The 23,376-nt window shown below is 43.9% G+C and carries 19 protein-coding genes; 6 read left to right on the top strand and 13 right to left on the bottom strand.

The features are described 5' to 3' along the window. The coding region (locus tag ABDW16_RS28945; protein WP_343674696.1) for a T9SS type A sorting domain-containing protein at window positions 1-529 on the top strand (529 nt) is incomplete at its 5' end. Between the two features lie 67 nt (window positions 530-596). Here ABDW16_RS28945 and ABDW16_RS28940 read toward each other — a convergent pair. Continuing rightward, window positions 597-2,393, bottom strand: coding sequence for a sulfatase (locus ABDW16_RS28940; RefSeq protein ID WP_343674695.1), 1,797 nt, complete (start codon window positions 2,391-2,393; stop codon window positions 597-599). A gap of 188 nt (window positions 2,394-2,581) precedes the next feature. Between ABDW16_RS28940 and ABDW16_RS28935 the strand changes: the two genes are divergently transcribed. Then, window positions 2,582-4,942 (top strand): ABC transporter permease, encoded by a 2,361-nt coding sequence (locus tag ABDW16_RS28935; protein WP_343674693.1) that lies wholly within the window; start codon window positions 2,582-2,584, stop codon window positions 4,940-4,942. Here ABDW16_RS28935 and ABDW16_RS28930 read toward each other — a convergent pair. Genes ABDW16_RS28930 through ABDW16_RS28920 form a run of 3 tightly spaced genes read right to left on the bottom strand, consistent with a single transcriptional unit; the run spans window position 4,939 to window position 8,286 of the window. Continuing rightward, window positions 4,939-5,391, bottom strand: a complete 453-nt coding sequence (locus ABDW16_RS28930) for a hypothetical protein (protein ID WP_343674692.1) — start codon at window positions 5,389-5,391, stop codon at window positions 4,939-4,941. The two genes, ABDW16_RS28935 and ABDW16_RS28930, sit on opposite strands and share 4 nt — an antisense overlap. Further along, window positions 5,378-7,843 carry a rifamycin-inactivating phosphotransferase gene (gene rph, locus ABDW16_RS28925; RefSeq protein WP_343674691.1) on the bottom strand — a complete coding sequence of 822 codons (2,466 nt, stop codon included), beginning with the start codon at window positions 7,841-7,843 and terminating at the stop codon, window positions 5,378-5,380. The genes ABDW16_RS28930 and rph overlap by 14 nt, the downstream gene beginning before the upstream one ends. Continuing rightward, complete coding sequence (locus tag ABDW16_RS28920; RefSeq protein WP_343674690.1) at window positions 7,840-8,286, bottom strand: MarR family transcriptional regulator; 447 nt, start codon at window positions 8,284-8,286, stop codon at window positions 7,840-7,842. The genes rph and ABDW16_RS28920 overlap by 4 nt, the downstream gene beginning before the upstream one ends. A gap of 93 nt (window positions 8,287-8,379) precedes the next feature. On the opposite strand from ABDW16_RS28920, the gene ABDW16_RS28915 reads away from it, so the two are divergent. Next, entirely contained in the window at window positions 8,380-9,060 is a 681-nt protein-coding gene (locus ABDW16_RS28915) for a hypothetical protein (RefSeq protein WP_343674688.1), read from the top strand. Window positions 9,061-9,070: 10 nt separating this feature from the next. Here the strand turns inward: ABDW16_RS28915 and sulP are convergent, their stop codons facing one another. From sulP to ABDW16_RS28890, 5 genes are all read right to left on the bottom strand, one after another. Further along, entirely contained in the window at window positions 9,071-10,726 is a 1,656-nt protein-coding gene (gene sulP, locus ABDW16_RS28910) for a sulfate permease (protein WP_343674686.1), read from the bottom strand. A gap of 196 nt (window positions 10,727-10,922) precedes the next feature. Next, a complete protein-coding gene (locus ABDW16_RS28905) occupies window positions 10,923-11,519 on the bottom strand; it encodes a class I SAM-dependent methyltransferase (RefSeq protein WP_343674685.1) in 597 nt (198 codons plus the stop codon). Window positions 11,520-11,525: 6 nt separating this feature from the next. Then, window positions 11,526-11,924: a hypothetical protein gene (locus ABDW16_RS28900; RefSeq protein WP_343674684.1), complete on the bottom strand. Its 399-nt coding sequence runs from the start codon at window positions 11,922-11,924 to the stop codon at window positions 11,526-11,528. Between the two features lie 104 nt (window positions 11,925-12,028). Then, window positions 12,029-12,427, bottom strand: a complete 399-nt coding sequence (locus ABDW16_RS28895; RefSeq protein WP_343674682.1) for a nuclear transport factor 2 family protein — start codon at window positions 12,425-12,427, stop codon at window positions 12,029-12,031. A gap of 10 nt (window positions 12,428-12,437) precedes the next feature. Then, window positions 12,438-13,001: an SDR family oxidoreductase gene (locus tag ABDW16_RS28890; RefSeq protein WP_343674697.1), complete on the bottom strand. Its 564-nt coding sequence runs from the start codon at window positions 12,999-13,001 to the stop codon at window positions 12,438-12,440. Between ABDW16_RS28890 and ABDW16_RS28885 the strand changes: the two genes are divergently transcribed. Beyond that, window positions 12,962-13,165 (top strand): winged helix-turn-helix transcriptional regulator, encoded by a 204-nt coding sequence (locus ABDW16_RS28885; protein ID WP_343674681.1) that lies wholly within the window; start codon window positions 12,962-12,964, stop codon window positions 13,163-13,165. The genes ABDW16_RS28890 and ABDW16_RS28885 overlap by 40 nt on opposite strands. A gap of 13 nt (window positions 13,166-13,178) precedes the next feature. On the opposite strand, the gene ABDW16_RS28880 is transcribed toward ABDW16_RS28885, so the two are convergent. Further along, window positions 13,179-14,543: a serine hydrolase domain-containing protein gene (locus ABDW16_RS28880; RefSeq protein ID WP_343674680.1), complete on the bottom strand. Its 1,365-nt coding sequence runs from the start codon at window positions 14,541-14,543 to the stop codon at window positions 13,179-13,181. A 334-nt stretch (window positions 14,544-14,877) separates the two neighbouring features. Here ABDW16_RS28880 and ABDW16_RS28875 point away from each other — a divergent pair, with 334 nt between their 5' ends. Beyond that, window positions 14,878-15,450, top strand: a complete 573-nt coding sequence (locus ABDW16_RS28875; RefSeq protein WP_343674679.1) for a hypothetical protein — start codon at window positions 14,878-14,880, stop codon at window positions 15,448-15,450. Between the two features lie 365 nt (window positions 15,451-15,815). Then, window positions 15,816-16,265 (top strand): SRPBCC family protein, encoded by a 450-nt coding sequence (locus ABDW16_RS28870; RefSeq protein ID WP_343674677.1) that lies wholly within the window; start codon window positions 15,816-15,818, stop codon window positions 16,263-16,265. Window positions 16,266-16,373: 108 nt separating this feature from the next. Here the strand turns inward: ABDW16_RS28870 and ABDW16_RS28865 are convergent, their stop codons facing one another. The 3 genes from ABDW16_RS28865 to ABDW16_RS28855 form a co-directional block, all read right to left on the bottom strand. Further along, window positions 16,374-18,221 carry a sialate O-acetylesterase gene (locus ABDW16_RS28865; protein WP_343674676.1) on the bottom strand — a complete coding sequence of 616 codons (1,848 nt, stop codon included), beginning with the start codon at window positions 18,219-18,221 and terminating at the stop codon, window positions 16,374-16,376. Between the two features lie 151 nt (window positions 18,222-18,372). Then, window positions 18,373-20,292, bottom strand: a complete 1,920-nt coding sequence (locus ABDW16_RS28860) for a glycoside hydrolase family 97 catalytic domain-containing protein (protein WP_343674674.1) — start codon at window positions 20,290-20,292, stop codon at window positions 18,373-18,375. A 174-nt stretch (window positions 20,293-20,466) separates the two neighbouring features. After that, window positions 20,467-23,376 (bottom strand): T9SS type A sorting domain-containing protein (locus ABDW16_RS28855; protein ID WP_343674672.1); only part of this gene is annotated, 2,910 nt, incomplete at its 5' end.

The following is a 23,376-nucleotide window of genomic DNA, read 5'->3' as shown; positions in this document are numbered from 1 at the left end:
AGCAAAACAATTGCTGGAATTCACCAATAACCGTGCTGCTCAAGGAATTCATGATTTTACTTTTGAGCTATATGCAGGTTATCAAGCCTATGCAGATAATACCAACTGGACTACTGTCAAAACAGTTTCAGGCAATACCAGTTTAACGAACGATCACACCGGCTTATCTGCTACCGGCAGGTATGTGCGCATCTATGGTACCGCCCGCGGTTCTGCTTATGGCTATTCAATATATGAACTGGAAGTATACAGTGGTAGCAGCTCAATAACCACGGCAACCACCATCAGCAAATTGCAGGATATCATTGTATACCCTGTACCTACCCACGATCAGTTGACCATCACACTTCCTGCCGGCGATCAGAAAACCTACATCAGCCTCGGTGATATGAGCGGTACAAAATATCGTACCATCACTACCACTGATCGGATATATAATATGAATATCGGCAAACTACCTGCCGGCGTATATTTCATCATGATCCAACAGGGAGATCAAAGAACCATAAAGAAAATAGTAAAGCAATAAAAATGGAATACCCCCAAAAGATTTTACACTTTTGGGGGCATTCAAATTCAATACAGGCTTTATATATTCAATATTCATTCATTGTAAACCTCAAATCCCTTATCACCCCATCAAACGTCCCCAATTTTCCTCCCAACTCCTCTCCCTGCACCTTCCCACAAGTTACATACCCGCCCTTTATCTTCGTCAGGTTCTCCTTCACCTGTGTAGTCAACACCACCTTGTTATCAAACCGAACTTCCAGCAATCCTTTCTCTGACAATTTAAACACCAGCTGCCCCTCTTTCGACTGTATCAATTCACTGCTCATCTCCGTACCATCTCCCAACACAACTCCTATCCTCCTCTCATATGCATACAACTTAAAATTCCCAAAGTAATCACACACCACACCACCCTTGTCAATCCCTCCCAAATACCCCGTTACCACCAGCACTTCCGGCGTCCACAATTTCTTATTAAAAGACAAATCTGCCGCACTTCCATTTTGCCTGATCGTATAACTCCTATCAAAAAATTCAGGCAGCGTTCCCTTCAATATCATCTCCTCTGTCTCTCCCTGCCGCTTCAATTCTTTATCCAACAACCCACTCAATTCTTCCCTGCGACCGCCATTCACTAAATTCTTAAACTCGTCCCTATCCGTATTCAAATCATACACCTCTTCCGGTGGATGATAACTATATCTATCTAACAAAAACTTTGCTTTTGGATCCGTCTTCGCCGCCGTTACCCACGTATCAAAATAATAAGCGTTCTGCTCTACCTTATCAATATGCGTGATAAACTGCACTCCCGGATGATAATTCCTGATATAATGATACCCATCTGCTGTAATCACCGTTCTCGCCGGCGTATAGTTATACCAGAAATGTGGCTCCATCGATGTCTCTGCAAAAATGTATGCATGGTGATCCTTCTTTTTGCCCAATAGTACCTCCTTAAATGACTCCCCATCCAGGCTATCAATTTCTTTTCCTCCTCCCAGGTCTACCATCGTAGGGGTCAGGTCCACGAGCGAAACCAGTGCATCGGACACCGCCCCTGCCTTCACCCTGCCCGGCCATCTCACTAATAGTGGTACTCTCAACCCCTGGTCATACACCGACCACTTGGCAGCAGGAAACTGCGCACCCTGATCCGAGATAAACATAAAAACGGTATTATTCTTTTGACCAGCCTTATCTATTGCCAGCATTACCTCACCCAGCAAACTATCCGCAGCTTCTATACTTTGATAATAAGATGCTAACGCATTGCGCGTAGCCTTTGTATCTGCCAGGTAATCGGGCAGCTTCAATTTATCCGGGTCAAATCGCCTGTTTGGAAACCACGGTACATGCGGTACCCACGGCGCTACTATCAAACAGATCGGTTGATTAGACCGCTCTTTAAAATGGCTTTCTATCATATGCACCGTCTCCTTCTTCCGATCCAGCCTGGTCTCAATAGGCGCATACTGCCCAAACTCCTCCCCGATTCTTTCAAAAGAAAAGTTGTGCAAAGGAAATACATCCGTCTTACCGGAAATGACTACCCGATAACCTAACTTTTGTAAATACTGCGGCAAATTCGGCGTATTCGGCTTCACTGTAAAATGGTTCATCTGCGCACCATTATGAAATGGATACATGCCCGTAAACATTACACTCCTCGATGGTGTACAGATCGGCGACGCCGCATACGCCCTGTTAAACCGCATTCCCTCAGTAGCTAAGGCATTCATATGCGGTGTCTGCACATCCGTATTACCATAACAACCTACATCCTGCTGATTCAGGTCGTCGCAGATAAAAAGCACTATATTCGGCTTGCTTTGGGCCAGAGTAGAAGATGCCTTCAATAAAAGACATATGAGTAACATTCTCAAACGTGGGTACAACATGACTCTAATATATAAAAATATGTATCATAATTGTACAGTATTTGTCCGCAACCGAACAAATACCCTGCAAACAATCCATATAATGATTTCATATCTAATTACTTACATTTCGGCATTGCCTTTGAAGCGCATCGTACACTGACCATTCCCGTAATAAATCTCTTTTTATGTTTAAGAGCTACTTCATTATAGCATACAGGAACCTGCTCCGTAGCAAATCTTTTTCCCTGATCAATATTACAGGGCTGGTACTGGGCATAGGATGCTGCATGCTCATATGCTTATGGATCTATAATGAAGTCAGCTACGACAGCTTTCATAAAAACAAAGACTACTTATACCAGGCATGGAACAGGGGTACCTTTGACAATAAACTGCAATGCTGGAACGCAGTGCCCAATCCACTCGCCGCCGCACTAAAGGATGAATATGCAGGTGTTAAAAATACCTGCCGTACCTATACCCGCTGGTATGTTACCGCTGTGGGCGAGAAGAAACTCTCTACCAAAGCAATGGTGGTGGATCCGTCTTTTTTATCCATGTTTAGTTTTCCGCTGGTAAAGGGGAATGCAGAGACAGCGCTGAAAGATGTTCTATCCATTGTAATCACAGAAAAGATGGCGACCAAAATGTTTGGTACCAAAGATCCAATGGATCAGATGATAACGATCGATAAGGATCACTTCAGGGTGACAGGCGTATTAAAGGATCTTCCTTTAAACAGTACTTTCAATTTTGAATACCTCCTACCATGGCAATATTTTATTTACCTGTCAGGCGCTGACGATGCATCCTGGACCAATAACTCCGTGAATGTTTTTGTTCAGCTGACCCCTAATACAACAGCGGCTGCTATTAATCAGCAAATCAGGGATGTTACTAAAAAACATACTGGTGGCACAGAGCAAACGGAGGTCTTTCTTCATCCCATGAGTAAATGGCATTTGTATTCAAACTTCGAAAATGGGAAGATATCAGGTGGCCGTATAGAGATAGTGAGGTTGTTTGGTATCATTGCCATCTTTATATTGCTGATTGCATGTATCAATTTTATGAACCTGAGTACGGCGCGTAGTGAAAAACGGGCAAAGGAAGTGGGTATTCGTAAGGCAGTCGGCGCGCAGCAACAATCACTCATCCTGCAGTTCCTGCTGGAATCATTGATGCTGGTCACCATAGCTGGTATATTGGCGATTATAGTTGTATTCCTTATATTGCCGGTCTTCAATTTACTCATCAACCAGGAACTGGTATTACCTGTTGGCAACTGGATCTTCTGGGCCACACTGGTTACTTTCATTTTATTGACAGGTTTGCTGGCGGGCAGTTACCCGGCATTTTTCCTATCTTCTTTTCACCCTGCCGGGATCTTCAGACGTACTTTCAAGAAAGCGCAGGTCACTATCAATCACCGCAAGGTACTGGTGGTCCTGCAATTCTGTATTGCCATTACACTCATTATATCCACCGTGATAGTAGTGCGCCAGTTACAACATGCACGTAACAGGAATGCAGGTTATACAGGAGAACTGCTGATGTACCACTGGAACAACCCTACGCTCAATAATAATTTTGGTGCATTGAAGAATGAACTGTTATCTGCGGGGATTGCCACCTCCGTCACCCGTACAGCATCACAGCTGACGGAGCAGTACAGTTCCTCTACATCGGTGAAATGGAGAGGCAAAGATCCTAATGACAATACTGAATTTGAGCGCGGGGCACAGGACGAGGGATTAGTCACGACTGCTGGCTTAAAACTGCTACAGGGGCGTGACCTGGACCTGGCAAAATATCCTGCAGATTCAACGGCTGTGATCATCAATGAATCAGCGATGAAGGCTATGGGCTTTACGAATCCTATTGGAGAAGTGATACATGAATTTAATACAGATTATCATGTAGTAGGGGTATTTGGTGATTATATCTTTGGCTCTCCGTATGAGCATACGCATCCGATGATTATTGTGGGGTTTAAGAATATCTCTTTCAATCTTATTCATATGCGGCTTACCCCCGCTGCAGATGCCCAAAAACAGCTGCAGGCTATAGAAAAGATCTTTAATAAATATAGTCCGGACTATCCTTTCGAATACCATTTTGTAAATAAGGATTATGAATATAAGTTCATGGATATGACAATTCTGGCACGCCTGACCACATTGTTTGCCGTGCTGACAGTGCTGATCTCCTGCCTGGGATTATTTGGACTGGCCAGTTATATGGCGGAAGAGCGGATTAAGGAAATAGGGATCCGTAAGGTACTGGGGGCATCAGTAGTCAGGATTATCAGCTTGCTCACGAAAGATTTTCTGTTACTGGTGGGGATTGCATTACTCATCGCAGCGCCTATAGCATGGTATGCGATGCATGAGTGGCTGCAGCGATATGCTTACAGAACAATGATAGATTGGTGGGTGTTTGCAGGAACGGGGATATTAGTGATATTAATTTCCCTGCTCACTACGGGGTATCATGCATTCAAAACAGCGCTGATGAATCCCGTAAAGAGTCTGAAAGCGGATTAAAATAAGGTAAGAATTACTTTTTCTTCTTTATTAAATAAGAAAGTATCCCCTTCTTTCTTACCACTTAATAATTTTGCCAGTGGTGATAAGGGAGACAGAAAGAATACGGTTTCTTCATCGATGATTTGTTTTCCTAAACCTGCGGCGATGAAAAAGGATTGGTCTTTACATTTGATAAAGGCCCCAGGTTGCGCGGTGGTATAGATTTTCTCTGTGTTCACTTTTTGTAGCCGGTCCAGTTCCAGTTTGTTTTCTTCCTGCTGGCGGGCATGCATGTCTTTCTCGAGGTGCCCCATGGCACGGCCGGTTTCATATTTATCTCCTGCTGAACTTTTTTCTTCATTATTGGCAGCTTCCTGGGCATTGGCGATCATTTGTTTCGCCAGTTCGATTCGCTTGTTGATTAATGCTAGCCCTGCATTTTTTAAATTGGTTTTAAAAGCGATCATTTTTCCTGTTTAATATTTTTTCAATAAATCCATCGGTTCCATTCACCCTGATCCAATCTCCATCTTTAATTAACCTGGTAGCCCCTGCTACCCCCACAACTGCCGGCAAGCCATACTCCCGTGCTATTACAGCGCCATGTGTCATCAATCCGCCTACCTCTGTCACCAATCCTTTGATCGACACAAATAAAGGTGTCCAGCTGGGATCTGTAAAGGTCGTGACCAAAATATCTCCCTGGTCCAGGTTAGCGTCTTCCATATTTAGAATAACCCTTGCCCTGCCTTCAATAACACCTGCAGAAACTGGTAAACCAATTAGCGCATCGGGTGGAAGATGTTCCCGTTTATATGCCCCCGTAATGACCTCCCCATCAGAGGTAATAACCCGTGGCGGTGTCAGTTTTTCAAATGATTTGAACTCCTCCTTACGCATGTGGATGAGCATTTCATCCAGTTGATGTGTACGCACTACTTCCCGCAGCTCATCAAAAGTAAGATAGTAAATATCTTCTTTTTCATGAATGACATTTGCTTTTACAAGTTGCGCTGCTTCTTTCAGAATGCCCTGTTTATAGATGAAATAACGGCAGATCTTACCATATTTGGGATATTCCCTGAAACCAATAAAGTTCCTGATCAGGCTGATTTTTTCTTTCGTTGCGGCCCTTTGCTCATCATTCAGCCGGGATAATATGTTTCTCTCCTTCTCCTCTGCTTCCTTTAGTCCCTGCTCAAATTTTCTTTTACTTTCACCCGGGGCAAAGTTCCTGATATTGCTAAGGATCGCCGGGAAAAGCAGGGCCGGATTTTCAGACCAGCGGGTTTTCGTAATATCGATTTCACCTACACACCGCATACCGTATTTGTCGAGATAATCCTGGAGCGCTGGTGGTGTTTCTAAACTTAATGCCGCCGGATGAGAACGAATAGCATCAGCTACATCTAACAATGCCAATCCCATCTCAGACGTAATATTATTAGGCACAGATTGAGAAATGATATCCGCCACCCCCTTTTCGCCTAACCATTCATACATTTTTTCATTCACCCAGGTAGTTGCATCCATGGCCGCCATGATGACCGCTAAACCTTGCTGGTTAAACAGGTGTTTCTTCAAATCCTGCAGGTCCTGTTCAATAAAATCAAAGAGTGCAACGCCTGTTTTTGCAACTATATTTTGTTTTAATTCATTGAGCGACGCCTGGGTTGCTTTAATGATTTCATCCACAATAGCCGGATCATTTTCAACGGGTAGCAGTGGGCGGGGCAGAATTGTATCCGGTGATGATTGTATAAAACCTTCCCTGTCTACAACCGTTTGGAGCGCATCTCTGAACAGTGGATCAAATTTCCCAAAAGTATTTATAAGCCGTTCTCTGCCCGCCGGCTGCGCCAGTTGCTGTGCAACGTCAATAAACAACCGGCCGCCGGCGGTACACATACGGGCAGGTGTTGTCATCAGGAAGAAAGACAATCCCAATGGCTTCATGGCATCTGTCATCATCTGATTATGACCGACGGAGAGGTAGACATGGTTTTCGGAATCGTTAGCCACCGGAACCGGAAATAAAGTTGTAATAGGCCGGCTCTGTACAATATAAAACGCCCCATTTGCCAAACACCATTCAATATCCTGTGGTTGGCCAAAATGAGCGGCTATTTTCCGGCCGGTTGCACTTAGCAATAAGCATTGTTCATCTGTCAATGCAGGTAAATTTTGGCGCTCTTTTGGGAGTTCCTGCTGCATTGTTCCCCCGTCCGCAGCGGCAACTATTTCCAGTTGTTTGGCAGCTATTTTCCGGTCAATGACCTGTGCATCCCGCACTTTATAATTATCTGCATTCACCAGCCCTCCTACCAGTGCTTCTCCCAATCCAAAGCCTGCATCAATAGATACTACCTTTCTATTTCCATTCAGGGGGTCTGCTGTAAACATTATTCCCGACACCTCCGGGAAAATCATTTGCTGAATAATAACAGAGAGATATACCTTTTTATGATCAAATCCCTGTTGCTCACGGTAAATAACGGCTCTGTCGGTAAAAAGAGAAGCCCAACATTTGCTGATATGCGCTACAATATTCTCTTTTTTAATATTCAGATACGTATCCTGCTGGCCTGCAAATGACGCGGTGGGCAGATCTTCTGCCGTAGCACTCGATCGTACAGCATAAGTTTCGTGCGCCCCCAGTTTTGCAATCGCTGCTACTATCCTTTCAGGAACAGGCACGCTTTCAATAGCAGCCCTGATCTTTGCACACGACCCGGGAATATTATCCTTATCAATTTCTATCTCAATATTTTCAATGATGTCTCTATACACATCCGTCGTAATACAAAACCCATCCGGCACCAGTATTCCTGCTATCCTGGCCAGTTCGCCCAGGTTAGCCCCTTTGCCTCCAACTAATGGTAGCTGCGTATGATCAATTTCCTGGAAGTTCAGTATCATAATTTATTAGTTGTCTCATTCATGATGTCAATGGCCTCAGAAAAATACCGCTCCAATACTTTCAGCTCCTTATTTGAAAAAGAGGCAATCAGGTTTTCTGACTGACCACGAAATTCTTTATACAGCGGCTCAAATGTTGTCATGATCTTCTTCGTATCTGGTACAATGATCACCTTTCTCCTATCATCTTCGGCAAATTGCCGCTTCACCAGTTTCTTCTTTTCAAGCCGGTCAATTAATCCCGTCACGGCGCCCGTGGTCAGACCAGTGAGATTTGACAGCTCTCCGGCCGTCATTTGCCCTTTCTGCATTAAAAACCCCAGGTATTTATGGTCAGTACCTGATAATCCTGCCTTCCGGCCAATAGCTTCGTGCATTTGAATAGAAGTGTAGGCATATAACTGGCTCAACTTCCTGATGCGGGTGACGAACTCGGTGTCCATATAAATATATCTTACTAAATAAATATCTTAGCCACTAAGATAATTATTTTATAAATAAATATTGTATTTTTCTTCCAAACCTATGCCTCAGGAATGAATTACCAAATCATCAAAGACGAAGCTGTACTGCGCGCATTTATTGACTGGCTGCCGGTACTGGAAGAAGGTGAAGTATACTACGTTTCATTACTTGCCCGGAGCAAATATGCGGATGTTATCAAGTCAGATAAACAACAATTGAAACGGTTCACCAGCCGGAAAGAAGATCTTTATAACAAGATCTGGCAACTGGAATGCCCCATTGGCGCCTACACCCAAAAAGGTGAACCCATCCCACAGGAAGCGCTGGCTATCTATATTACCCCCAATCCAAGGAGTATGTACGATGCCATGTTCAGCTCCCTTGTTTCACTGGCAAAGACGATACAGCATAAGAACATGTCTGCCAACCCGCACCAGGAAGTAATGAACGAAATTCAAAAATCCAAAGGCAGGAGCTGTTTTGTAGACTTTGATTTTGATTATAAAGGTGAAAATTTCGGGGAGGAGCTAAAACGAAACATATATGAGCGGGTAGGCAATACCGCAAAGGTACAGTTTGTAGAAACCAGGGGTGGTTATCATGTGCTGATCGATCCTGTTTCTGTAGAAGCGCCATTTAAAAAACACTGGTACCAGCGCATTACTGAACTCCCTTATGTAGACCAGGCAGGGGATCAGCTCATACCTATTCCGGGATGCACACAGGGTGGGTTTATGCCGGTATTATTATAAAAAAAGTAACCTATCCAGCACTCTCATTTAGCACCTCTCTTGCTACTTGTAGTGCAAAATTAAAATCCGGCACTACGTAACGCTTTCCAATACGGAAAAGCAGCCGGCTTTTTTTGAACGATTCGAATACGGTTGGCTGGAGGCCAGATACAACGAGCCGGATATGATCTTTTTCGCAGGTGCGTACCACATCTTTGATCGTATGCAGGCCAGTTTCATCTATTATTGGCACATTCCGCATGCGGACAATAAGCACCTTTGGCGGCTTCTCTATCAGCTTGATGGAATCTTTGAATTTGTAGGCTGCACCGAAAAATAAGGGTCCATTTAGCTCAAATACCTCTACCCCTTTAGGGATATCAAATTTCTCGACAGCCAGCGGGTCATCTGCTTTTCCATTTTCCCTTAGCAGCATGTTTACATCACTGATCTGAATCATTCTCCGCATAAATAGGAAGGCCGCGAGTACCATGCCTACTTCTATAGCAATTGTGAGATCAAATATGACCGTCAGGAAAAAGGTTGTCAGCAGCACGGCAGTATCGCCCCTGGAGCCGCCACGGACTATATCGGAGAATGTTTCATATTCGCTCATATTATATGCTACAATAACGAGTATTCCCGCCAAACAACTCATAGGGATCAATGCAGCCCACTTACCTACAAGTAACACTATGACCAGCAAAGTTACAGCATGCACCATCCCGGCAATTGGAGTGCGGCCACCATGTTTAACATTGGTTGCTGTACGCGCAATAGCCCCGGTGGCCGGAATGCCCCCAAAAAGAGCAGAGGCGATATTAGCCCCTCCCTGTGCAACCAATTCTAAATTGCTTTTGTGGTTACCTCCTATCATACCATCTGCCACTACTGCAGACAGCAGCGATTCTATACCTCCCAATAGTGCAATGGCTATAGCCGGCTGGATAGCGTCTTTAATCGTCTGCAAGGTTAATTGTGGAAAGGCTGGTACAGGCACTGAAGAGGGAATGCTTCCAAACCGGCTACCAATAGTCTCCACTGGCAGATGTAGTAATTGAACCACTACGGTGGTACTAATAATAGCAACCAGCGATCCAGGTACGGCATGGGTAATACGCGGAAAGAAAATAGATATAAGGATTGTAGCCAGGGCAATGCTCACTGCATTCCAGTTAATAGTATGAATATGCCGAAAGTACAACTCCCATTTACTGATAAAATCTGCCGGAACAGTTCCCATTTGTAATCCAAAAAAGTCCTTCATCTGGGAGGAAAAAATGATAACGGCGATTCCGGTTGTAAACCCAACGACCAGCGGGTGCGGAATATACTTAATGACGCTTCCCAGGCGGGCAAACCCCATTACCATCAATAATATACCTGCAATAAATGTGGCGATGATCAGACCATTCATGCCGTTTTCCTGCACTATTCCATATACAATAACGATGAAAGCGCCTGTCGGCCCTCCTATTTGCACCCGGCTACCGCCAAAGGCAGAAATTATGAAGCCAGCTATTATTGCTGTATAAATACCTTTTTCCGGCGATACGCCCGAAGCAATGGCAAATGCAATTGCCAACGGCAAGGCTACAATGCCAACTATAAGACCTGCAACCAGGTCTTTGAGGAACTGTTGTTTTGTATATTCCTTTAATGTTTGAAATACCTTCGGTACAAACATAAACCCTCAACCATTTTTGCGGTCTTAGCGAATATCTACTGTATAAATACAGGCATAATGCCGGCATTTACAACCAGCCGAATTAATAAGTTATTATCCTTTCGGTTTAGTCCTGTATAAATTTACGACAAAAAGAACCACACACATCACATAGCCGAACAAACGCTTAAATGGAACACAATAATTGCCTGAAGGTTTACTTTCTCACCCACATTTTTAGTAGCGCATCTTCTGAAGTGTTGATGAGCCGGTAACTTTCAGGTATTTCATCTTCCAGACTATGATAAGTCACAAGACGTGTACCGCGAGGTTTACTATCCAGTAACCTGTATAAGTGCAAACAATAGGTATTGTATATAGCAACAGAGTATTCTAAATTCTGATCGATATGGTCCTTCTTAATCAGATTCTCATAAAAGGAATTGTAAAAGTAGAAATTCTCGTACTCATTTAAATCCAGTTGCGTAATATTCGCATGAAGAAAATGAGCATTATCAGTCTTTGTAATGTTTTTTACAGCTTGCGCATATTCATGTAGATCCTGTCGTTGCTCTACGCCAAAGAATGTTGCGGCAGGAAACATGGAGGCGCCTGCGAGGCAAAATTTGCCAACCCCGCTTCCTATGTCTAAAATCCTCCTTCCAGGAGTGTCTGCCAAAAACTGGGCGGCCTGCCTTACCACTCTAAGGGGCGTCCAATGTCGTTTTGAGAGCAGCTGAATTCTCTCAGGGTACAGGTTATCAAACGCTACATCTGATATATAACTAGTTCTGCCTAATGATATTCCGTCCATCAGATGCTATTGATTAAAGCGAATACGTCTTTGATAATCTTCCAGGGTTAATAATGGCTCACGGTTAGAAAAGCGTGCGGGGCTAACAAAAAATATCCATCCTTTGTTCTGAGGACTTTCAATGATTAAGTTCAGATTATTTTCCAGCTGCGGATTAGGTCCGAGAAAGTTACCTTTTACTGGTGCATGAACAGGTATAATGTAATCACCTGAATGAATTTCAGCAACAAGCGTCCCACTTTCTAAAATTCCCTTCAATTTGTGCCAGCGAATACTATCTATCTTCTTTATCCCTGTAAGTTTAAATGCCGATATGCCAACAAAACCAACAGACCCATTAATGTCGATCCAGTCATGCTTATCTGTAAACTGAATCATCGGACGCGAAAAATTTATAATACTCATCTTACAAAGATACCCTGCCCCAATAACCAATCTCTTGAAAAAGATCATCAAAAAAATTGATAAATATCACTTTTTATTGTATTTCTCTTTACTTTGGAGGCTTTTCACTTTGTCCCCGTCTCGATAACAAAAGCTCTTAATTCGGCCATCCTGCCATTGCGAAAACGCCATACATCGCAGTAGTCATAATCGACTTTCCTTCCATTTTCATCCCTCATGCTGATCTTACCAATTGCCGTAACAAATTCACCTTCAGCAATCAGGTTTTCGACCGTGAACTTTGGAGGTTCCACATACACCGTCGCCATATATTGCCGAACGGCTTCCTTCCCTTGCAGTATTCTGTCGCCTACAAATGTCCATACCAGGTCGTCGGTGCAGAAAGACAGAAACGCCTCATTATTCCCTTCAGTGATAGCTGCATTCGCCTTTTCAAGTATTGTTTTATTATCCAGGTTCATGAGATATTGCTTTTGATTAGAGAAGAAGGCATCAAAAGGCACACCAAAAGTTTTAAATAGTAGGTATTGTCCCGCCGTCTATGACGTATTCTGTCCCCGTTAAGTAGTTCGCTCTTGGCGAAACCAGAAAGCCAACCAGTTCTGCCACTTCTTCCGGCTGCGCCGGTCTGCCATATGGTATTCCTCCCAAAGCATCCATTATGCTTTGCGTTGCCTGCGCTGTGGTCGTATTTGAGCTTTCGGCTATGCGTTCTACCAAACGGGTGGCAGCAGTCGTCATAATCCAGCCCGGAGATACTGTCAGCACACGAACGCCTTTAGGCGAAACTTCGTTGGATAAACTTTTACTATAATTGATTAAGCCCGCCTTTGCAGCAGCATATGGCAACGTGGAATCGTAAAGTGGTAACCGTCCTTGTATGGATGCTATATGAACGATCACTCCCGTCTTACGTGCTATCATCTGGGGCAAAAATCCTCTGTCCAGCCGAACGGGCGCAAGTAAGTTCGTCCTGATCGTATCTTCCCAATCTTCATCGCTTAATACGGCAAAGCCGCCGCCCGGCGTTTCTGAGAGTGTTGAATATTCAGTTGAAAGAACTCGAGCAGCATGAATTGGTTACTAAAATAATTTATCCGGTTGTACCGCCGAAAGTGGAGTATGGTCTCACCGATTTCGGGATGACATTAATTCCTGTTATTTCTGCTTTGGGAAATTGGGGGGATGAAAATGAAGAAAGGTTAAGAAAGGTGATTTTGAAAGGGGTGTACCCAAAGTAGGCAACCTACAAGTTTATTTTGCTGGCATGCGCAGTGAATAGTAGTCTACCAGGCGATGTGCCGCAGGTGGATCTAAATTGCTCAAAACGACAATGACCCGGTTAAGCTTCGGGAAAACACGTAATTCGCCATTCATACCATCCGCACCACCCTCATGGCCAAAACTTACTAATTGCTTATCCCCATATAGTTCAAAGCCCAACCCGTATCCATAACCCGACGGCGCATCATGAAAGTTTGGCTGCATAGCCATATCCAGCATCGCTTTGGATACCAGCCTTCCGGCCTGAAGTGCATGTACGAATTTCAACATGTCATCTACGGTGGTATACCCGCCACCAGCAGCCATACCCCTGTAAGGCAGCGTGCTATCATTCCGCTCCCATTTTCCCTTTACCCGCATGTAGCCCGGAGCACGCCCGGGAAGATCCACATTTTCAGGCAACTCACCAGTACTGTTCATTTGGGCAGGCCCGAAAACGAACTTGTCGATGTACTCGTAATAAGACATGTGGCTGACAGCACTGATGATTTCACCAAGCAGCACAAAGCCGTAATTGGAATATGAAAACCCATTAGTCGGGTCTGGTTCCCGGGATCCATATAGTCGAAGATAATCAGCATTATCTTTAAGATTAGCCCGGTTAGCATCAAACCCGGGTCCGAAGATATCACCCGTACCACCGGTATGACTTAATAATCTACGAACGGTTACCTGCCCCATATTTTTATTCGGGTAATCCTTAAGGTAATCACTGATCTTGCCATCCAACGAAATTTCTCCCTTTTCAATCAGCTGTAATACAGCAACCGCGGTAAACATCTTGTTCATAGAGCCATTGCGGAATTGGGTCTCAGCAGTATTCAGCATATGCTTTTCTTTATCCATTTCTCCCCAGGCGCGCTTTAACAATATTTTGTTATTGGAAGAAATCAATACTGCACCGGAGAACTTCCCGGATGTAGCAAGGGAATCTGCATGTTGAAGGAATGATCGGATAGCTTCACCTTGTGTTAACCTTCGAATGGCCAGATCAGCAGGACGTTCAATATCTTCAATCACCATCTTTACGTTGACATCATTTCCGGTGGTGTCTACAGTTACACTTTCCCGATGCAGGGCGTCCGACGCCTTTTCCTGTATCAATACAATAAAGCTCAGGGGGGCATTTTTTTCTATACGCACTACCTGGTAACCTCCTGTCCGCTCCCAAATATCGAGCATATTTTGTACTGCCCATTGTTTGTGATAGGTAGCCTTATACGCCTCCAGCTGTTCCGCCTTACCGGAATTAATGGCGCTTAACCACTCATAAAATACCTTTTCAGCAGGATTTTGTTTGTTTGCCGATTGGCCAAATGCCGCTGACGTCAACATAATTTTCGCAAATAGTATAACTAATACTAAACGCATTGGGTGGTATATATTGCTAAAAAACATATCAGGAATTTGATGCGAAGAAATGTTGAAACGTGAATATACGAAAATACATTACGACTACTAATAAAGGAAACATGTTATCATACCGGCTTATAGCATTCGATTGCTTTTCATATATTAAAAATATTGATTCTCAATAACATGGACGATAAATTTTATTATTTAGTTCGTAAAAATCTTTATCTTAGAATTAGGTAATACACCCCAATCCTCCACATTTTAAACGTCGCTTTTGTCTTTATTTATTATTTAAAAAACAGAAACAATTTTTATGAGAAAGATGTACCTTTTCGTATCGATTGCTTTTTTAGTATCCTGCACCTCCAACCCCAACAAACCTACAATGGAAGCAGTAAAGACAGCAGATACCGATTCAACCAAACATGAAAGCCTCACTTATCCTTTCATGGCAACTTATTCTTCGGATTTTGAGATAGGTGATCCAAAGAACGCACAAAAATTGCTCGAATTGTACAAAGACTGGGACAACAACACAATTGAAAATTCAAAGAATTCTTTCGCAGACACTGACACTATGTACTTTGCTGATGGTAATATGTTTGCCGGCAGCAGAGACACGCTTATTGCTGTTGCTAAAAAGATGAGAGGACAGATGGGCAAGGTCGTTGATTCTATTCATGCCTGGGTACCACTCAGAAGCAAGGATAGGAATGAAGAGTGGGTAGTAATATGGACACGGGAATATTCAACAGACGCCAGTGGAAAAACGAAAGCCAGGGAACTGCAGGAAACATGGCGGTTCAATGAAAATGGGCAAGTTAATTTGATGTATCAATATGCACAGAGCGCTCCCAAGATGCCGCCACCACCGCCCAAAAAATAAATAAAACCAATTAAAATGACAAAGGGGGCTGTATCGAACTCATGATACAGCTCCCTTTTTGGTGAACCTGATGATAGATGACGTTCATAACAGGATCGTAAGATCCACAACTGAACAATTCTAAAAGCTGTTATGAGTGCTGGTCCGCCAAAGTGAGTATGGTTCCCCTCGTTGTGTAATTGCTGGTTGCGGAATGATAAAGCTATGTCGTAAACAGCCCTTTCAAATGTCGGAAATAGCCGTTATCAAAGTCCAATCTTCTTACCATCTTTGGGGTGTCGAAAAGTAATGGTAAGTGGAGCAGCGACCACTGCAAAAACGGGCGGAACCGAAAAGCCAGACGAGTAGGAACAAAACATATTCTTATGTCAAACAATGCTGTTTCGCTACACAGGGTACTCAAAGCATCTCCGGAAAAAGTATACCGTGCATTTACTGATGCCTCCGCAATCGCATCATGGTTACCTCCTTATGGATTTCTTTGCACCGTCCACCAGATGAATGTAGAAACAGGTGGTTCTTATAAAATGTCATTTCAAAACTTTTCAACCGGCAATAGCCATTCCTTCGGTGGAACCTACCTGGAAATCAAACCCAATGAATTCCTGAAATATACCGATAAATTTGACGACCCCAACCTGCCGGGAGAAATGATCACTGCTGTCTGGCTCCGCAAAACAAGTGTAGGTACAGAAATAAAAATTACACAGGAAGGAATTCCAGCCGTTATACCTGTAGAAATGTGCTATTTAGGCTGGCAGGAGTCGCTGGAAAAACTGGCCAGGTTAGTAGAACCTGTGATCCCGGATGCCTGATCCGGCGAATTTCAGGAGCATTTTGACATAAAAAAAGCTTCAACATGCATTGAAGCTTTTTTTATGTGATCCCGCCGGGATCTTTCTAATTAATCCAGGGCTCAGATCTTACTTTTGAGTAATACCTTTCCATTTATCAGTTCTAAAGGGAACAGCTGGCAAATTTTCTGAATTGATCAGGTTACAAACCGGGTTATCCGCCCAGGCGTACCTCACCGCTACCGGATCTACGCCATCGCCTGCTGAAACCACCACCTCGTCCCCTTCAATAACAGCCTTAGCTTCCTGAAAATGGCCGTCTTTACCAGCAATTGTAAAACCAGTAAGGGGGGCTCCATCCCTGGTTGCCAGACCAGCCCCGGTATTGGTAAAATGTATCCGGATGCTGTTACCAACCTTTTTGAACTCCCTGAATAACGGTCCGGAGGCGACTACAGGCTGCTTATAAACCAATTTGTTCGCCACCAGGGCTAAACGACGGCCCACCTCCTGCTTATTCGCGGGATGGATATTCCCCTCCTCTCCAATATCAATAGCACATGCCATACCCGTATTCTCCTGAGACAAGGTTAACATCTGCGCCTCTCTCAACTCAGCCCATTCACTTTCTGAAGGATTAGGCTTTACTTTCATAAAATTGGCAAGTTGAACATACAGGAATGGAAAGTTGCCTTGCTGCCAGCGTGCTCTCCAGTCAGCAATCATCATAGGGAATAAGGTCCTGTAGTTATAAGCCTCATAGGAATTAGCTTCCCCCTGGTACCAGATAACCCCTTTTATTCCATAATGAACAAGCGGATTTATCATACCATTAAATAATAGTGATGGATAAGACTGGTAATTATGCATAACAGGTAAAATCGGTTCCACTCCTTCTTTATACTTCCATCTTCCTGCTAATGAAACCCTGGAAATACCATCAGTAATATAAATTTCATCTGCAGGTGGGTTCAATCCGCCCCCACCCCATAACATCGCAACTCTGATAGCAACAGTATTTTCTCCTGACTTTACTAAACTGCCCGGCACCTTAAATGTATGAACGGGCGCGGCATTCCAAACATTCCTGCAAATTTCTGCGGAATTGAAATAAATCGAATAATTCATCTCCGGGCGTCCGGCGTGCAGGGTCAATTCTTTCCCGGCAAAAGATTCCGGCAGGATGACCTTTTTTCGCATCCAGATAATCCCATCAGCATATGTAATACCAATATCCTTCATCAGTCCAGGTACTTCCATATCATGCCAGCTTGTGTCACTGTAGTCCGATGCAGGAATTACTTTGTCCATGTTATTCTGCGGCTGATAAACCATCTGCCAAAACCTGACACCATTCAGACTATCTGTTACAAAATCAGCAGGTACGGGCATTTTCTCTGCTGATACCCTCTTGCTGGTAATAGGTGAGGTAAGTAATTGCTCACGGCTTGTCCATGCTTCTATAGGTGTTCCGCCCCAGGTACTTTGGATAATACCAACCGGAACATGCTGATCCTTATGCACCTTCCTGGCAAAAAAGTAAGCCACGGCCGACAGTTTTTTCACATTCGTGGTATCACAAATCTTCCATTTTCCTGATAAGATATCCGGCTGTGGCTTTGTTTCTATATCATGATCCACCATGAGAAAACGAATCTGTGGAAAATTTGCATTTTCAATTTCTTTTCGGGCATTCCCCGCCTGCTGCACTTCCCATTCCATATTAGACTGGCCTGAGGCAAGCCACACATCTCCAATCAGAACATCTTCCAGGGTAATGGCAGTTGACAAATTTCCGTTCTCAGTTATTTTAAGCACATACGGACCACCTGCCTTAAACTTTGGGAAACGAAGCATCCATTTTCCATCCTTACCTGCTTTCGTGGTAACAATTTCGTTTCCTAACTGCGCTTTAACTGACATTCCAGGAGTAGCAGTACCCCATACAGGAATCTGGATGTCTCTTTGTAAAACCATATTACTCCCAAATACCTTCGGTAAAGACAGCTGCCCGAAGCTGCGAATCTGAAAGAATGGAGAAATTATAAAAACCGCTAACAGTACCCCCAACCGGCACATTTTTGTTAAGCAAATCATATATTCTTATTTCTTATCGATTAGATAGTGACTATTCTAACACCATTACAAAACCACCATTTGCATTCAACGTCAGATCCACGTTCTTTTGAACTGATGGATTGAGGACCGCTTTAGAAAACAGTTCGCTGTTTGCTCCATCTGCAAACAGGGTTGCTTTGCTTTTCTTAAATGCAGAAAGATCAATTTTCACGTTCTTTTCAGTTTGCTCCCCATTAATGCCTGCCACGTACCAGCGATTGCCACTTCTTCTGGCAATGACTGCGTACTTCCCGGGATACCCGTCCAAAAATTGCACATCATCCCAGTTATCAGGGATATTTCTTAAAAATGCTATCACATCAGCAGGTACCTGCTTCATACCTTCTGGTGATTGTGCATAATGCTGTATGCCTGATAAAAACAAAACCGAAAGGGCCAGTTCGAAGGCAGGAGTGGTTTTCCTGATACAAGGAGAAGATGTAAGCCCTGTCAGATTCATAGGCGTGAAATCCATCGGATCAAATGCATTTCTGGTAAACGGCAGCATTGCACAATGGTTGGCCTGCTTATCCGCTGCATGCTGATCAAATGTTACCATCTCCATGCCATATATTGCTTCTGCTGTCATGAGGTGCGGATATGTTCTCTGCCAGCCTCTTGGTAACGTAGCCCCGTGAAAATTCACCAGCAGTTTATATTTAACGGCATCATTCAAAATGTCAATGTAGTATTGAATCATGCTCTGGCCATCACCACCAAAAAAATCAACTTTTATACCTTTAATACCCATTGCCTGCAAGCGGGTGAATTCTTTTTCCCGGCTTTCTTTAGTCAACAATTTATCTTTAGGATGATAGGCAATTGTGTTCCAGTCACCCGCTGAGTTATACCATAATAATAAACCAACATTTTTCTGTTTTGCATAGGCAGATAGTTCAGCCACTTTATCATACCCAATTTTCGTATCCCAGTCTGCATCTATAAGGCAGTATTGCCAATGCATATCAGCGGCGTAGTCAATATATTTTTTTTGTTCATCGAAACTGATGTAATCATCTTTACTATTAATCCAACTCCAGCTGGCTTTTCCGGGCTTGGCAAAAGACGCGTCCTTTACTACTGTTGCCGGCGCCAGGTCCGTACCTAATGTGGATTCCACAATTGTTTTTAAACTGCCGATTGTTATAATACGCCATGGAGTATACCATGACTTATTACTTTCAGGTAGATAGCCACCACCTGTAAATACTTCTCTGGGATCAGAAAAACCAATTGAATAAACAGCAGATGCTGAGTCATTTTTCAACCTGGTACCACAGTAAGTGCCATCAAGCCCGGCTTCTGTGATCAATACCCATGTGTCATTTGTTTTAAACAAAGCAGGATAAACCCACCCAGACTTCAATGGCGATACTGTACCTACAGGAATATCCTGCAAATAATGCTCTTCATAAGATGGATGGCAATGTTCAAATCCTGTTTTAGCTTCATCCATAGGTTGCAGCCATGCCCTGGCATTTGTATCAAAAGCAAATGAAGTATTTTCATTAACTATCGTTTCATTACTTTTCACCCATGGAAATAAGTACCGGAAAGCTGCTCCATCGTTAGATAAACGGAAAACGATATCCATCCTTTTATTTTCCATATTAGAGAAAGTCATCACCAGTTGATTGGCCTGATAAACGATACTGCTTTTTTTTGCATTCTTTGTTTGGTAAGCGTCTGTTACACGCTCCGGCTTTGTTGTCGATACCAGTCTCAAGCCCTGGATAAAATCATGCCCTTTCATCATCACACCCAGATTGGAGGGATTAATTACGTTAACTCCCGACTTTTGTATCTGGTATTTGACCTCCCCTGAGGGGGATAATAAGACTTCCAGTACAATGGATTTGTCTGGGCTTTCTAATTTAGCAACCTGGTGCGTCTGCAACTCTTTCGCTTTTGCGTATCCTTTGACATTCATACCAATGAAAAGCAAGGTTAAAAGAATTGTGTGCTTAATGCTCATCTTCATAATCATCATTACTTATAATTTATCAAATTCATAAAGGTGGAAAATATGTCCCTGATTTCTATTCATATTACAAAACCGGGAATGCTTCAAAAGAAGCATCCCCGGCACCTGATGGAAAGTTTATCATTGTACGATCAGCTTCTTTGTGAAACTTGCCGTTTTCGTATTTATACTAATCAGGTAGAGTCCTGGTATTAGCCGCGCATCTACCTCAATTTTGTTTGTGCCGCCAGCTACCTTTTGGTAAACCGCCCTACCTTGATTATCATATATTCTAACGAGTACATTTTCAGATATTTCCGCAAGAAGAACCGTAAACCTGCCACCATTAGCAGGATTCGGATAAATAGTCGCTGAAGATGTAGCCACATCGTCAGGAATGCTAACTTTATTAGATAATACAAGAGGAGCAGCACCACTTGCCCCAGGCAGGAACGGAGATAGATAACTTCCGGCAATCACCTGTTGTGTGATACCCGGTCCCTGCCAGGCAACTGCAACATTGTCTCCACCGCTAGCTTCTTTCTGTAATACTTCTACATAGTATTTCTGTCCGGCAACAAGGTTTATGGAGGCAGACTGCTGGGTGGTATATTTTGTCCACTCCCGCGAATTAGTCCAATCGCCTACATATGCGATCCTGGAGCTATTCGCCGGGCTATCGTTGGTGCTCAGGTATAAGTCTGTATTATCATCTCCCGCCACCCAGAAAGTATAACTTCCACTAGCAGGAGGATAGATATACCCGCGAATCCTGGTTCCATAGTTATCAGCCCAGTTCGTCGGGCCTTCCAGACTGGTAATTTGCACGCTACCTGAAGGGTTACCCGGATAATTACTATTAGATGTAAGACTACTTATGGTAGTACCGGTAATCCCGGTCCAGTACTCTCTCAGGATAGAACCTGTAACGGTGACGTTGAAGGTTTGCGTGCTTTGGCATCCACCGCTATTCGTATAGGTAGCCACATAGTTTCCGGCCTGGTTTACCTGGATGTTTGAAATAGTCACTTCACGGGTAGTAGCACTGAAATTATTCGGCCCGCTCCAGCTCCAGGAACCACCCTCCACCGGCTGGGGCCCGAATTGGATGCTGCCACCAGCGGCTAAAGTCGCACTGGCCGTTTGCTGCCAGGAACCATTATTAATCAGTACATAAGGTGTAATGCTGGTAGGTGTACAACCAACAGGATCCCAGTAAATCACTCCCCTGCCGCCGCCGGAACTCATATATACTCTACCGGCAACGTTCATATCTCCGATCACTAATGGCGCACCTCCAAACTGATGTGCATCATCATTTATCTTTAACCAGGTACTCCCCTGATCTGTGGACCTGAAAAGACCAGTGACGCCAGAGACGGTACCCCAGATGAACAAGGTAGGATAACTGGCACCTGCCATAGCTTTTCCTATTCCAATTGTTTTACAATAAGATACATTGGCGACTGTCATATAGGCTGAACCATGATTCGTGGAATATTTCAAACCATTGCTGCCAAGCGGTATCCATATATGCCCTTCATACCCAGGCACTGTCCGGATCAGGGTTGCCTCCCATGGATAATTCGCAGTTGTTCCTCCCGGTGTACCTGCTACCGAAAAACTCACGCCTTTATTAGAACTGCTAAGGAGCTGTCCGTTGGTAGGATTATAAATATAGAAATAATTAGCATTCACCTGATCTGCCACCGGGATTGCACTTCCTAATGACACACCTGAACAACCCGACCAGTTTGCACCGTTGTTTGTTGAATAATAAGTGGTGGATGAGCTTTCGGGGCAATGCAATATCGTACCTCCGTCAGCGCTGATAGCAACTCTGCCACTGGCACCCATATTAGCTGAGGTGCCTGTCCAGGTCGCGCCTTTGTCTGAAGAATAGTAAACGACACTTCCCCCGTTACTGATCCTTACCACTTTGTTTGTATTGCCTGCAGCATAGGCGATACTCGTGTTATTCTGATCTGAAGGCTTCAGGTTAGAGGATGGATAAGATGTCAGCGGATTATGCACAAATCCGGTTACATCTCCGAAAGAGGAAATTAGTGGCCCTCCGGGGATGCTTATCCCGTCGAGGAATGCGGTCTCTTCAAGCCCCTTTACATCGTACTTCCATGAGGGGTTGGTAGCATTGATATCGGAGCAGGTATATATCCCTCCTCCTCCTATCACCCTAACTTTTGAAGTATTGGACTGGTCAAACTCAATACAGTCCATCCAGTTTACGGCTCCCCCTACCGTCCATCCAATACCATTACTATCGTAGGTGGCGTTAGCCCCGTTTTTAAGGGTCCAGGTAGTTCCTCCATCTGTAGACAGGAAGATAAAGTCGCCCCAGCCCGTACCGAATTGATTGTTCCAGTACATGCCACAGGAAGAAACCACTACCCTGTTTACGTTAGTAGGATCTATGCTTACTCCGCCGTATGGGTAATCCTTCGAGTGTACGGGAGTAACATTTGTCCATGCACCTGTAGCGGTATTGAGTTTATATACCTTACCAAATCCCCCGGAAGATGCGGGACCTGCATCATCTGAATAAGTAACGTACATGGTGGTACCCTGCAGCGCAGCTCTATGTGGCATAAAACTGGTAGTAGCAGTAATGTCGGTGAAGGTCGCTCCACCATTCGTACTCTTATAAATATTGGCCCCATCCGTACGGGATACACCCAGATAAATAGTCTGGGTAACACCGCCTGCTACGCCGCCTGAAGGATCATAAAGAACAAAACAGATACCGTTACCATTGGAAGTAGTAGTTACACCGTTCCAGGCAAGGTTCCAGGTAACGCCACCATCCGTACTTTTCCACAATCCGTTAGCCCTGGTACCGCATAATAATATGTTACTGTTATTGGGGTCCACCGCCAACCGTTCTCCATTACCACGGCCATTGCCATTGCCGTTTGCGGTAAATTTGGAGGTAACATCTGTATAGGTGAAAGTATTTCCTTTATCGGTAGATTTCAATATAGCCGTTCTTCCACCATTGAGATAGGAAGTACCGCACAGCATATAAAGATTATT

It is taken from the genome of Chitinophaga sp. (assembly GCF_039596135.1).
In the GTDB taxonomy this organism is placed as follows: Bacteria; Bacteroidota; Bacteroidia; order Chitinophagales; family Chitinophagaceae; genus Chitinophaga.
Note: the sequence above shows the minus strand (reverse complement) of the source record. Positions and strands in the feature narration are given on the sequence as shown.